14 protein-coding genes and 1 tRNA gene are annotated in these 12,259 nt (G+C 40.2%); 2 read left to right on the top strand and 13 right to left on the bottom strand.

From position 1 onward, the window contains the following. Window positions 1-210 precede the first annotated feature (210 nt). From A2536_04665 to A2536_04630, 8 genes are all read right to left on the bottom strand, one after another. Window positions 211-936 (bottom strand): hypothetical protein, encoded by a 726-nt coding sequence (locus A2536_04665; protein OGF47236.1) that lies wholly within the window; start codon window positions 934-936, stop codon window positions 211-213. Window positions 937-939: 3 nt separating this feature from the next. Further along, window positions 940-2,061 (bottom strand): molecular chaperone DnaJ, encoded by a 1,122-nt coding sequence (locus A2536_04660; protein ID OGF47235.1) that lies wholly within the window; start codon window positions 2,059-2,061, stop codon window positions 940-942. Continuing rightward, window positions 2,062-2,712, bottom strand: a complete 651-nt coding sequence (locus A2536_04655) for a nucleotide exchange factor GrpE (protein OGF47234.1) — start codon at window positions 2,710-2,712, stop codon at window positions 2,062-2,064. It lies immediately after the preceding gene. A 44-nt stretch (window positions 2,713-2,756) separates the two neighbouring features. Then, window positions 2,757-3,215 (bottom strand): tRNA (adenosine(37)-N6)-threonylcarbamoyltransferase complex ATPase subunit type 1 TsaE, encoded by a 459-nt coding sequence (locus tag A2536_04650; protein ID OGF47233.1) that lies wholly within the window; start codon window positions 3,213-3,215, stop codon window positions 2,757-2,759. Further along, window positions 3,199-4,149, bottom strand: coding sequence for a thiamine-phosphate kinase (locus A2536_04645; GenBank protein ID OGF47232.1), 951 nt, complete (start codon window positions 4,147-4,149; stop codon window positions 3,199-3,201). Before A2536_04645 ends, A2536_04650 begins: the two co-directional genes overlap by 17 nt. Next, window positions 4,146-5,297, bottom strand: coding sequence for a hypothetical protein (locus A2536_04640; GenBank protein ID OGF47231.1), 1,152 nt, complete (start codon window positions 5,295-5,297; stop codon window positions 4,146-4,148). Before A2536_04640 ends, A2536_04645 begins: the two co-directional genes overlap by 4 nt. Further along, the gene (locus A2536_04635; protein OGF47230.1) at window positions 5,287-6,312 is read right to left on the bottom strand and encodes an NAD(P)H-hydrate dehydratase; all 1,026 of its coding nucleotides are present in this window, start codon (window positions 6,310-6,312) and stop codon (window positions 5,287-5,289) included. Before A2536_04635 ends, A2536_04640 begins: the two co-directional genes overlap by 11 nt. A 75-nt stretch (window positions 6,313-6,387) precedes the next feature. After that, window positions 6,388-6,753, bottom strand: a complete 366-nt coding sequence (locus tag A2536_04630; protein ID OGF47229.1) for a holo-[acyl-carrier-protein] synthase — start codon at window positions 6,751-6,753, stop codon at window positions 6,388-6,390. 201 nt (window positions 6,754-6,954) lie between these two features. Between A2536_04630 and A2536_04625 the strand changes: the two genes are divergently transcribed. Together A2536_04625 and A2536_04620 are read left to right on the top strand one after the other, a co-directional pair. Continuing rightward, on the top strand, window positions 6,955-8,517 hold the full coding sequence (locus tag A2536_04625) for a hypothetical protein (GenBank protein ID OGF47228.1): 1,563 nt from the start codon (window positions 6,955-6,957) through the stop codon (window positions 8,515-8,517). Window positions 8,518-8,566: 49 nt separating this feature from the next. After that, window positions 8,567-8,642, top strand: a tRNA-Lys gene (locus A2536_04620). A gap of 28 nt (window positions 8,643-8,670) precedes the next feature. Here A2536_04620 and A2536_04615 read toward each other — a convergent pair. The 5 genes from A2536_04615 to A2536_04595 all read right to left on the bottom strand — a co-directional run bounded on the left by A2536_04615 (window position 8,671) and on the right by A2536_04595 (window position 12,104). Next, on the bottom strand, window positions 8,671-9,324 hold the full coding sequence (locus A2536_04615) for a ribonuclease HIII (GenBank protein OGF47227.1): 654 nt from the start codon (window positions 9,322-9,324) through the stop codon (window positions 8,671-8,673). Next, window positions 9,321-10,097 (bottom strand): thiazole synthase, encoded by a 777-nt coding sequence (locus tag A2536_04610; protein ID OGF47226.1) that lies wholly within the window; start codon window positions 10,095-10,097, stop codon window positions 9,321-9,323. The genes A2536_04615 and A2536_04610 overlap by 4 nt, the downstream gene beginning before the upstream one ends. A 129-nt stretch (window positions 10,098-10,226) precedes the next feature. Further along, the gene (locus tag A2536_04605) at window positions 10,227-10,427 is read right to left on the bottom strand and encodes a thiamine biosynthesis protein ThiS (protein OGF47225.1); all 201 of its coding nucleotides are present in this window, start codon (window positions 10,425-10,427) and stop codon (window positions 10,227-10,229) included. Between the two features lie 61 nt (window positions 10,428-10,488). Further along, window positions 10,489-11,163: a phosphate transport system regulatory protein PhoU gene (locus A2536_04600; protein OGF47224.1), complete on the bottom strand. Its 675-nt coding sequence runs from the start codon at window positions 11,161-11,163 to the stop codon at window positions 10,489-10,491. A 182-nt stretch (window positions 11,164-11,345) separates the two neighbouring features. Further along, a complete protein-coding gene (locus A2536_04595; GenBank protein OGF47223.1) occupies window positions 11,346-12,104 on the bottom strand; it encodes a phosphate ABC transporter ATP-binding protein in 759 nt (252 codons plus the stop codon). Between the last annotated feature and the right edge of the window lie 155 nt (window positions 12,105-12,259).

Here is a 12,259-nt window from a genome sequence, read left to right as displayed (position 1 = left end):
AACCGCTTCTTGGTTCCAGTTGTCAAAGAACGGTGTTTCTAGAAATAATTGCGACACAGTCTGAATTACTAATGACTATTGACTATTTAGCGAAGGCGGTAAAAACCCCGCCAATTATTTAATAGAACATTTAAATTTGTTATTTTATATCGCGGAAGCTTTTCTCCGCTTCCTTAAATAGTCACTAGTCAATAGTACTTTGTCATTTCCTTAAAGTTCTCCCAAGCGGTTCATTATCAATGTAACCGCCACAGGTGCAGCGGTTTCAACTCTAAGTATTCTATTTCCAAGAGTCACAAGTGCTGTGCCTTTTATTTTTGCTGCTTCTGCTTCATCATAAGAATACCCGCCTTCAGGTCCGATAAAAAGTATAATCCTTTTTGGAAGTACTTTCTCTAATGCTTTGTTTATAGTATCTTCTTTATGGACTTCCCAGGGCATTATTGCTTTATCCCATTCATCAAGCCGGGACAACAACGTTACAAATTTTTCGGCAGGTCGTATCATCGGCACAATGGTCCTGCCGGACTGCTTTGCGGCTTCCTCAGAGATACGCTGCCATCTTTCAATCTTTCGCGAAAAATCACCCTGAACTATCACACGCTCAGAAGTAACAGGAACAAATTCACAAACTCCGAGCTCGGTGCACATTTTGATTATCATATCCATTTTGTCAGCTTTTGGTACCGACTGAGCCAGAGTAATATGCACCTTTGGCTCTTTAACAGGAGTGTCGCTCTTTTCTATTTTTCCGATTATCTGTTCCTCTGAAATCTCAGTCAAAACAACGGTAAGTTCGGTACTTGAACCTTTCACTGCTATTATTTTATCCCCAATCTTCATACGTAAAACATCACGGATGTGTTTCACATCCGAACCGGTAATCTCTACGGTATCTCCTTCTACTTTATTTGGATCAATAAAAAAACGTCTCATGCTTTAGCCTTTTTTTCCGAACAAACTCTGAACCTTATTAAAAAAACCTTCTCTGGCAGGATGCGTTTCTTCCCCGCCGGCTTTTGCAAATTCCGTTAAAAGCTCTTTTTGTTTCGCATTCAAGTTGGTGGGAACTTCTATCACCACTTTAACAAGCTGGTCTCCGCGCTCTCTTTTCCTTACATCCTGCACGCCTTTATTTTTAAATCTGAATACTTTGCCTGAGGGTGTTCCCTGCGCCATTCTGACTTTTACGGAACCTTCAAGCGCCGGAACTTCCAATTCCGCGCCAAGAGCTGCTTCCGCAAAACTTATTGGTACTTCACAAATAATATCATTACCTTCTCTTTTGAATATCGGATGTTCTTCAACCTGGATAACGATATAAAGATCTCCATTTTTGCCTCCGCGTTCTCCGGCTTCCCCTTCACCTGTCAGCCTGAGTGTTGAACCTGTATCAACACCGGGGGGAATTGTTACTTTTAATTTTTTGGACTGGCGATTTCTTCCTGCACCCCTGCATACCGGGCACGGAGATTCAATAACACGTCCTTCACCTCCGCACTTTCCGCAGGGTTTGCTCACGGAGAAAAATCCTTGAGAGTAAATCACCTGACCGCGCCCCCCGCAGGCAGAACACACTTTCGCGGAAGTACCTTTCTTTGATCCTGACCCTGCACAGCTGCTGCAAACTTCCATTTTCGGGAGTTCGATACTCTTCTCCGCGCCAAAAACCGCTTCGTTAAATTCTATCTTCAGGTCATATCTTAAATCCTGCCCGCGACTCCCTCTTCCCGAACTACGCCCGCCGCCGCCAAAGATATCACCGAACATATCGCCAAAAACATCCGAAAAATTTTCAAAGGGATTAGAATTTTCGTCATAATGAAACCCCTGACGGTTAAGCCCTTCGTGACCGTACTGGTCATAAACACTTCTCTTGTTTTCATCAGAAAGCACATCATAAGCTTCGGAGATTTCTTTAAACTTTGTTTCATCCCTGTCTCCGTGAGGATTGGCATCAGGATGGTGCTTTTTTGCCAGACCCCTGAAAGCCTTTTTCACTTCATCAACTGAAGCGTTCCTTTGAACTCCTAAAACCTCATAATAATCTTTCTTTGCCATTTATTTACCTTCTTCCTTTTTTTCAATTTTTTCAGCAGATTTAAGTTCAGGTGTAGTTTCTTTTTCTTCAACTTCTTCGGTTTTCTTATAAACCTTTACCATCGCAGGTCTTATAACTATATCTTTAAACATATACCCCGGACGGAAAACTTCGGCAACCATTCCGTCTTTCTTTGCATCTTCCGTAGGCTCAGTCGCCACTACCTCATGCATATTGGGATCAAACTTTTTCCCCTCTGTCTCCTGCTTTTTTAAACCTTCTTTTTCCAGAGCTTCTTTTAAATTTCCATATATCATCTTAACGCCTTTTAAAAAATTTTCATCAACTTTAGCTTCGCCTTTTATCGCATTCTCAAAATCATCAAGCGCCGGAATCAATTTCTGCGCCAGTTCCCCGGCAGCATACTTTACAAAATCTTCTTTTTCCTTCTGAAGGCGTTTTGACGCATTATTGAGATCTGCCATAGCCCTAAGAGCCTTATCCTTATTCAAAAGAGCTTCTTCTTTTGCCTTAGCAAGTTCTTCAGAAAGTTTTTTAATTTCCTTTTCGGAAGGAGAAAGAGGAACCTCCACCTTTTCTTCTTCTTTGTGCAAAGGTTTGTTCTCCGCCTTAGGCGCTTCCTCATGCTTATGCTTATGTTCTTCTTTCATTTTTTCCCTTCCTTAAAGAAAATTACAAATGACAATATTTGGAGTTATATTGACAATCCTCGTAATATTGTCCTTTGTAATTTGTCATTTGTCCTTATTCGTATCTCACGCTTATTATCTTTGCCTATTTTAAAATCCACCTTGACGGCGGTTTTGGGGATTATCCCTGGAATTCTATCAGCCCATTCTATAACCGTAACACCACTTCCATAAAAATACTCTTCATAACCCAATTTCTCCATTTCACTTTCATCTTTCAACCGGTAGCAGTCGTAATGAAACACCGGCATTTTGCCCGGGTAAATATTCATAATTACAAAAGTCGGACTTCTAACCGCAGCTTTAAGTCCGAGTCCTTTTACTATACCCTTAGTCAGATACGTTTTCCCGGCTCCGAGATCTCCGATCAGGGCAACAATACTCCCGGATTTCAAGGTCTTGCCGAGCACCTCTCCAAGCTTTACGGTCTCTGCCTGACTATTTGTCTTATGCAAAATGGTCATAGCCTTTCCTTGGCAGAACCTTTAATTCTCCGTCAACATCGGAATATTTAACTCCGCACTTTTTGTCACGCATTACTCCGAGGACGGTCAACCTTGTCTTACCTTTGCCCAGTTTTAGAACTCTTCTTAAAAATTTTGGCGCTACCGTAAAAAGAAGCTCGTAATCTTCCCCGCCATGGAGCGCCATGTCATACACTGCTTTCTTTTTTAGTAGGGCTATTTTTTTTGTTGAAGGAGCTACCGGTGTTGCTTTTATATCAATAAATGCGCCGAGACCGCTTTCCTTCGCAAGATGATGCAATTCACTGCTTAAGCCATCAGAAACATCTATCATACCATGAATAAACCCCGCTTTGACTGCCTCTTCCGCAAAAGCCGCAGGAATTTTCGGTATATAAATACCGTTTTTTAGAAGCATGGCAGCACCTCTACCCAGAGTGCCGGTAACTACAATAAAATCCCCTTCTTTTGCTCCACTTCGCAAAGCATATTTTTTTCCGTCAACTTCTCCCAGAAGGACTATATTAATAGTATTGACCTTAGAAGAAACAGTATCCCCGCCGATAATCCCAACCTTATATTTTAAAGCTTCTTTTTTTATACCATTTAAAAGCTCTTTGGCATATTTATAAGGAACATTCTTTCTTAGCCCCACCGAAACCAGACCATACAAAGGTTTTCCCCCCATTGCCGCAATATCACTGACATTAGAGGCTATAGCTTTTTGTCCGACCTTAAACGGAGAAAGTGACCCGGTAAAATGAACGCCCTCTACCATCATATCCGTAGTAGCAAGGAGCGATTTCCCTGATTTTTCTTCAAATACCGCAGCATCATCGCCAATCGCAACTTTCAGCCTCCCTTTTGCTTTTACAAAGGAGCTTCTTAATTCGGATATCAAGGTAAATTCGCCAAAAGTTCCCATGGTTTTCATTTTTTCGGATTCTGCCTTTTGAGCCATATTTTCACGAGCAGGTTTTTTTTAAACGCTACGGCTTTATACCTGCAAAGTTCATGGCAGCAGTAACACTCAATACATATTTTATTATCAACCCGGGGGAAGCCTTTATCATAGCCTATTGCTTTTACCGGACAGGCCTTAACACATTCGTTACACTTCTGACATTTAGAATTATCTATAACCGGTTTTATAGTAACCAACTTCCATAGAAACGGCTGCAGAAAAGTTTTTATTTTACCTGTAAATCCGTATTTTTTTGCCGTCCCCAGCACCGCGAAAGTATACGGGGGTTTAAAATCTTTAAGAATGACTTCTGAAAGCGGTTCTCCGACTATTTTTATCTCTTCCGGTTTAAACCCTTTCTTAATTGCCAAGGATAAGACGGGTAAAGCTAACGGATCAATTCCCGCTATTTTTGCCATCACAAAGTCCAGAGAAAGAGGAACTTTTGCCGCCAAAATCAACCCTATGCTCTTAGGATTACCTCCTATCGGACCGTCGCCTTCCATACCTATAACACCGTCCATAATACTAAGCGCCGGGTTCACAAAACCTGAAACTTTTAACAGCATCTCACAAAAATCATTAACCTCAGGATACAACCGGTGCATTGAAGCTTTATGCATACCCGGAATCATCCCAAAAGAATTTTTAACGGCTCCTGTCAGAATAGTAAGCCCGTGAGTTTTGAACTTGCAAACATTTATTATAAGATCAAATTCTTTAATGCCTTTTGAAATTGCAATACCCTCATGCAGCTCACTGCCAAGTTTCTCAAGATTTATTATTTCCGCTCCTGCTTCCGCCGCTGCTTCAGTCATTTTTGTCTCTGCCAGTAATACTTCAGTCCCTGTAAGAACACCTCCGTGACAATCTCCAAGAAAAGGAGTCCCTTTTGCTTCTTTAACCAGTCGAATTACAGCCTTTACCACCGAAGGATGAGTAGTAACAGCCCTTTCCGGAGCCACGGCAGAAAGCAGATTTGGCTTTACCAGGACTCTCATCCCGGGTTTTACAAACGAGTTTAAACCACCAAGGAGATCCACACTTTCTTTCACGGCAAGATAAACCTTCCCATCGTCATAGGTGCCGCATTTTATTATTGCAACTTTATTTTCCACTTTTCCTCTCAGACCTTCTAATATTTAAAATTGCCTCAGGAATATTTGAGATAATATCAGATGCGATTAATCCGCATTCTCCTTTATCTTTCTTTGCCAGATCTCCGGCCAAGCCGTGTATAAAAGCACCAAAAATCGCAGCCTTTCCCGGTTCAATGCCCTGTCCTATAATTGAAGCAATTACTCCAGTTAAGACATCCCCTGCGCCTGCCGTTGCCATTCCCGGATTTCCGGTAGAGTTGATGAATACTTCTCCCGAAGGAAGAGCAATAACCGTACAGGCTCCTTTTAAAAGAGTAATAACATTATATTTTTTCGCAAATTTTAAAGAAGTTTCTACTCTATGTTTTTGAATCATATCAATCGAACATCGCATAAGACGGCTCATTTCTCCGGGATGAGGAGTCACCACCAAAACAGATTTTTTCTCCTTCAAAATTCCGGGGTTTTTGGAAATAAAATTCAGACCGTCAGCATCAAGAACGACAGGTTTTTTTATTTTCCGTATAAGGCTAAAAACCAATTTTCCCGTATCTTTGTTCTTTCCTAGTCCGGGACCTAAAGCAAGCACGTCGTACTGATCCATCATCTCAACCAGAACCGCCAGAGCTTTAGAACTGATAGTTCTGTCAATATTTTGAGGGAGAGAGGCCGTCATCACTTCGGTAAGCTTGTTCTCAAATATGTCGTTTAATCCTTTCGCACATGCAACCGTCACAACACCGCTCCCCGTTCTTAAAGCACTTTGAGCCGTCAAGCAGGGCGCACCTGTAAGCCCGGAACTTCCTCCGACAACAAGAATTCTGCCAAAATTCCCCTTATTGCCGTCTATTGGTCTTTTTGAGGAAAAAGGACTGACATACTTTTGTGTAATATGAACCTCTGCGGACCTATCCTCCAAAAAAGATTGGCGGACAGGCTGTCCGGAGTTTCGGCGAATGGAATTCAATTTATTATTCATGCCGCATTTCCGCCTGAGGCGAGATCTCACGGGAGTTCCTTCTCTGGTGGACATCCACAGAGTTACCTCCGTGGTTTTCTGTGGCATATTCGCCATAATTTAGCGACCTTGAAACAATTTTCAAATTATCTACCGCCCTTCCACTGCAACTAAAGCAATGGCATAATTCCTGTCATGTGAAATAGTAAGTTCTATCTTCTTTTTTTTAAGTTTAAATTTGCTTTCCTTAGCAAGAGTAATAACGGGTTTACCAAAAGTATCATTTTTTACCTCCAGTTCCAGCCATTTAAGCTTGCCTTGCCAGCCCGGAACCGCCTTTAAAAACGCTTCTTTAGCCGCAAAACGGCTGGCATAATGAGGATAAGGGTTCTTCTTTCCTGCACAATATATTTTTTCACTCTCCGTAAAAATCTTTGAAACAAAGTTTTTCCTTTTACTTATAATGGCTTTTATTCTATTTATATCAACTATGTCTATTCCCAAATTCATAGTCATTATTTAACTTTAACCCTCCTTGACAAACAGAAGCAAACCTGAAGATTTACCTGTAATTCTAATCTAATTCTACCACTTATTCAAAAAAATGTCAATTTTAGCTATTTTTAGCGGTTTTTTTGCAGTTTTTATTTTTTCGCCTTGTTTTTACAGTATTTCTTTGTGTAATATATAGGAATGAGAGTGACACGAAACGAATGCATGTTTGCTATAACCTGGTCGATAATTATTGCTATTATAACAATCATTCCTTATGCCTTAGGCAGAACCTACACACCAAAGGATATGGTATTCACAGAATTTATAGCAAGCAACTATGATCAGGAAAGCTATATGGCCTGGATGAAGCAGGCGAGTGACGGAAAAATCCTTTTTGAGGATAAATATACCACCGAAAATCAATCCGGAATGTTTTTTCACCCGCTGTTTTTATTTTGCGGAAAGCTTGCAGGATTATTGAATATGAACATGATCAATGCTTATCACGGAATGCGCCTCCTGTTTGGTATTTTGATGCTCATCTTTATATATTTCTTTTCAGCATCTTTCATTAAAGACATTAAAATAAGAAAATACTTTTTAATTTTTGTTTCCATATCGGCCGGCTGGGGCTTTCTCGCGCCGAATCCGGTTGTATGGTTCAACCAATATAACATCATGAGTCTGGATATGTGGATTACCGAGGCATCAACATTTCTTATTTTTCTGACAAAACCGCTTTTTGCCTTTGCTCTGATTTTAATCCTTGCTATTTTTTTATTAATGCTCGAAGCTTTCAAAACAGGAAAAAGTAAATACGTTTATTTTTCCGGTATTCTCGGAGTACTCCTGGCCCTCACACACCCTTATGATGTTTTTTCCGTTTATGCAGTTCTTTTTGTTTTTCTTATTGCAAAGAAAGCACCTCTAAAAGAATATTTACTCTTTATTCTTTTTGCCTCAATATCCATAACCGGACTAATTTACCAGGCTCTATTATTCACTCATGATCCCGTTTTCAAAGAATGGTCCAAAACTATTACCGCAACACCAAACCCTCTTAGTTTTATAATCGGTTACGGATTTGCGGGAGTTTTCGCACTACTATACCTGTTTGACAAGAAATGGAGCAAAGATAAAAGCAATCTCTTTCTTCTGATCTGGATAGTTACAATACTGGCAGTATCTTATTTTCCTGTAAAATTCCAAAGAAGAATGATTCTGGGTCTCCACATTCCTATCGCACTTCTAGCCGTAAAATATTTTTTTGAATGTTTTATTCCCGCACTGAAAAAACTAAGACTTTTTAAAACTTTAAAACCCGATATACTTTTTGTTATTCTTGTTATTTTCACCATACCTACCAATATCAGGTATATCTACGACTGTTATTCTGACATGAAAATTAATGTCTACAATTACAATATTTTTAAAGATGATGCAGAGGCTTTTAGGTGGATGGATGCAAATACGGATAAAAAAGATGCCTTTATTGCTTCACGCATAATAGGAATGTACATCCCGGCCTGGTCAGGTAACAAAGTATACGCAGGTCATTATGATCAAACAGTTAACTACACCTCCAAAATACAGGATATAAAGGTATTTTTTGAAGGAAAAACGAACGCCAAGGCAATCGAAGCATTTCTTAAATCAAACAGGATAAGCTACATATATTCCGGTACGTTTGAAAAAATAATCGGAATACCGGATTTCGAAAAGATGTCTTTCCTGAAAAAAGTATACACCAATAAAACAGTCGATATTTACAGGGTAAACCTTTAAAAATATATTGATTTACACAATCCTAAATGGTAAAATACTCAGCTCAGGTGGGTCGGTAGCTCAGCTGGTAGAGCACCGCCCTTTTAAGGCGATTGTCGCGAGTCCGAGCCTCGCCCGACTCACCATAATTTTCAATATCACGTTTCCCTTCGTTTAGAACAAACTCTTCTGAATAAGGAACTTTGTTGTTGTCTTAAAATGAAGTTTTGCCACTTCTTTAAATATTTCGGAACCTTTCAAGTCCCTTAGTCTCACAACTCCTGCTTCAGCTTCTTTTGAAGCACCTTTAGGGAGTTCAAAACCTATCGAAACTGACAGAACCTGGAGTTGAGTCAAAAACTCAGCACGAGCTAAAATTGATGCGGCAGCGACACAAAAATGTCTCTCCGCTTTTGTTTCAAAAACAAGATCAACTTTCTTTCCTTTTTCCATAAGCGCGGCTCTGATAAACTTATCATCGCCAAACTTATCAGAAATTACTTTTTTTGCCGGTGTATTTTCAAGAAGATTTTCTATTACTCTCGCATGCCCCCATGCCAGCAATTTATTAAGGTTTTTAAACTTTGAATATAATTCATTGTATTTTTTTGGACCGACAACTACCACTGAATATTTGGCGTGTTTTTTTATTTCCAAAGCAAGGGCAAGGACTCTGTTATCGGAGATTAGTTTACTATCCCGTATATTTAAAGTTTTTAGTTTTTCGGCAAGACCTTCTTCGGCATAAACTCCTGCAATTACAAGCGGTCCAAAATAATCCCCTTTTCCTGATTCATCAACGCCTATAGCAGGAACAGCGGTTGTCATTTGGAAAGGCCGTCTAAGGGACTTGAGGCCGAGGCATACCGCTTCGCCTGCATCCTGCCCGCAAGAAAAGCAAGCCGGCCGGCTTCCACGCCAAGTTTCATTGCCAGAGCCATTTTCACAGGATCTTTTGCAAGAGCAATCGCAGTGTTCATTAAAACTCCGTCAGCGCCAAGTTCCATCGCTATTGCAGCATCCGATGCAGTCCCGACTCCCGCATCAACTATTACAGGAATCTTAACAGCCTCTTTTATAAGTCTGATATTAAGAGGATTCGTAACACCCTGTCCGGAACCAATCGGGGCCGCGAGAGGCATTACGGCAGCCGCGCCGGCATCTTCAAGCTTTTTAGCTATCACCACATCATCATTAGTATAAGGAAGAACGGTAAAGCCGTCTTTAACCAGTATTTTTGTCGCTTCTAAAAGTCCTATAACATCAGGGAAGAGCGTTTTCTCATCACCAATCACCTCAAGCTTAACCCATTTTGAAAGCCCCGCCTCAGCTCCGAGATGTGCCGTTCTCACCGCATCTTCCACATTAAAACAAGCAGCTGTGTTTGGCAGGATAAAACATTTCTTTTGATCAATAAAATCGAATAAAGATTCCTCACCCTTTTTAGGATTTAAATTAACTCTTCTTACAGCAACTGTTATCATCTCCGTTCCACTCGCCTCATGCGCAGCTTTCATAATCTGCAAGGTCGAGTATTTCCCCGTACCTACCCAAAGCCGTGAATTAAACTCCTTGCCTGCTACTATAAGTTTGTCTGACATACTCCATCCTCCAGTAAATTAGATGCTCGGATGCTTAGATGCGCAGATGCTCAGCAAATAATCATCCGTTATTTATTTTACTGCGCCTCTGAGCCTCTGCTCTTCCGCGCCTCTAGCAGCCTTCGGCTGCTAGCCTCCACCCACAAAATGTACAATCTCTACTTTATCACCGTCTCTAAGCGGCATATTTTCATAATCCGCTTTTTTTACTATGTTTTTATTCAACTCCACCGCCACACCTTCTTTTTTTAAACCGTATTTCTTTACAAGTTCTGATACGGTCAAAGGCGCGGAATAGCTTTTATCTTCCCCGTTTATTGTAAGTTTCATTACTTAGACTCCCATATTAAAATCGGGGACAGACACCGAAAAAGACCGTTGTCAGTCCCCTTTACTTATTCTCTTCCAATTCATTGAGATGATGCCTTATGTCTTTTCCTGCTACCAGGAAGATAACATCTTCTGCGATATTTGTCGCATGATCGCCTATTCTTTCAAGATGTCTGGAGATAAGGATCAGTTCTAAAGCTCTGCTGATATTGGAAGGCTCAGCAGACATATAGGTAAGAAGTTCTCTGAATATCTGATCTTTAAGGTCATCAACTTCGTCATCTGTTTTAAGAACAACCTTTGCAAGTTCAATATCTTTTTTAACAAAACTATCAAGGCTCTCTTTAACCATTTTTTTTACAATCTCCGCCATTCTTGGAGTATCTATCAAAGGCTTGAGCGGAGGCTGTTTCAGAAGCTTAACACTGGCATCGGCGATATTAACAGCCTGATCCCCCATGCGTTCCAATTCCGCGTTTATCTTCATCGCAGATGTAATAAATCTAAGATCCGCCGCAGCCGGCTGGTGCAGTGCTATTAATTTCAGACACTTATCATCGATCTCCACCTGGATTTTATTAACTTCCGCTTCATGCTTATAGGTTTCCTGCACAAGCTCTTCCTTCCGTTCTACAAGAGACTTAATAGAATAATTAATCATAGATTCTACCAGAGACGCCATATACAGAAGGCGTTCTTTTAACTCTCCCAGTTCCTCATCAAAATGACGGTTCATGTGTAATCCTCCTTAAAAGCAATCACTAAGAATAAAGTTCTAAATTCTAAACAATAACTAATACTTAAATTATCAAACAAAATCATTGTACTTATATTAAATACCTTCTTTTTTAGTGCTTAGTAATTAATCCTTAGTCATTGTTTAGGATTTAGTGCTTAGATCTTAGTTATTGTTCTTATTTACCCGAATCTTCCTGTTATATAATCCTCAGTCTTCTTCAACTTCGGAGCTGTAAATATCTGTGAAGTCTTTCCAAACTCTACCAGATCACCGAGCAGCATAAAACCTGTATCATCCGAAACTCTGGCCGCCTGCTGCATGTTGTGAGTAACTATAACAATAGTATATTTCTTCTTTAATTCTATCATAAGTTCTTCGATTCTGGTAGTGGCAATTGGATCCAATGCCGAGCAGGGTTCGTCTAAAAGAATTATATCAGGCCTGACCGCAATAAGGCGGGCAACACAAAGACGCTGACGCTGTTCCAGAGAGAGATTTAAGGCGTTGTTCTCAAGCTTATCCTTCAAGTCATCCCAGAGCATAACAGCTTTAAGGCTTTCTTCGACAACACCGGAAAGCTCATTGCCTTTAGCCATTTTATGGATGCGAAGCCCGAACGCCACATTCTCAAATACGGTTAAAGGAAACGGATTCGGCCGCTGGAAGACCATACCTACTTTTCTGCGTAACGCATCAATATCAAGATCCTCTGTTTTTCTAAGAATATTAGCTTTCTCAATTAATATTTCTCCTGTAATTTTAACCCCTTCGATATCATCATTCATCCTGTTCAAACAGCGGAGAAGCGTTGATTTTCCACACCCGGAAGGCCCAATCATAGAAGTAATTTTATTGGGCTCAATATTCATATTCACGCCTTTTATAGCGTGAAAAGAACCGTAAAAAAGATCAAGATTCCTGATTTCTACTATTGACATAGATTAATCCTCATTTTGTACAATAACTAAGATCAAAATTCTAAGCACTAAACAATCACTAATACAGACTGTGTCGCAATTATTTCTAGAAACACCGTTCTTTGACAACTGGAACCAAGAAGCGGTTTTTTAACCGAACTTAAACATTTTTCCCG

This window comes from Candidatus Firestonebacteria bacterium RIFOXYD2_FULL_39_29, assembly GCA_001778375.1.
GTDB lineage: Bacteria > Oederibacteriota > D2-FULL-39-29 > D2-FULL-39-29 > D2-FULL-39-29 > D2-FULL-39-29.
Note: the sequence above shows the minus strand (reverse complement) of the source record. Positions and strands in the feature narration are given on the sequence as shown.

What these genes read in the sequence shown, in the direction of transcription:
- A2536_04605 (OGF47225.1), bottom strand. Translation starts at nt 10,427, where the DNA reads ATGAAACTTACAATAAACGGGGAAGATAAAAGCTATTCCGCGCCTTTG.
- A2536_04630 (OGF47229.1), bottom strand. Translation starts at nt 6,753, where the DNA reads ATGACTATGAATTTGGGAATAGACATAGTTGATATAAATAGAATAAAA.
- A2536_04650 (OGF47233.1), bottom strand. Translation starts at nt 3,215, where the DNA reads ATGACCATTTTGCATAAGACAAATAGTCAGGCAGAGACCGTAAAGCTT.
- A2536_04615 (OGF47227.1), bottom strand. Translation starts at nt 9,324, where the DNA reads ATGACAACCGCTGTTCCTGCTATAGGCGTTGATGAATCAGGAAAAGGG.
- A2536_04655 (OGF47234.1), bottom strand. Translation starts at nt 2,712, where the DNA reads ATGAAAGAAGAACATAAGCATAAGCATGAGGAAGCGCCTAAGGCGGAG.
- A2536_04665 (OGF47236.1), bottom strand. Translation starts at nt 936, where the DNA reads ATGAGACGTTTTTTTATTGATCCAAATAAAGTAGAAGGAGATACCGTA.
- A2536_04610 (OGF47226.1), bottom strand. Translation starts at nt 10,097, where the DNA reads ATGTCAGACAAACTTATAGTAGCAGGCAAGGAGTTTAATTCACGGCTT.
- A2536_04635 (OGF47230.1), bottom strand. Translation starts at nt 6,312, where the DNA reads ATGTCCACCAGAGAAGGAACTCCCGTGAGATCTCGCCTCAGGCGGAAA.
- A2536_04595 (OGF47223.1), bottom strand. Translation starts at nt 12,104, where the DNA reads ATGTCAATAGTAGAAATCAGGAATCTTGATCTTTTTTACGGTTCTTTT.
- A2536_04625 (OGF47228.1), top strand. Translation starts at nt 6,955, where the DNA reads ATGTTTGCTATAACCTGGTCGATAATTATTGCTATTATAACAATCATT.
- A2536_04600 (OGF47224.1), bottom strand. Translation starts at nt 11,163, where the DNA reads ATGAACCGTCATTTTGATGAGGAACTGGGAGAGTTAAAAGAACGCCTT.
- A2536_04660 (OGF47235.1), bottom strand. Translation starts at nt 2,061, where the DNA reads ATGGCAAAGAAAGATTATTATGAGGTTTTAGGAGTTCAAAGGAACGCT.
- A2536_04645 (OGF47232.1), bottom strand. Translation starts at nt 4,149, where the DNA reads ATGAAAACCATGGGAACTTTTGGCGAATTTACCTTGATATCCGAATTA.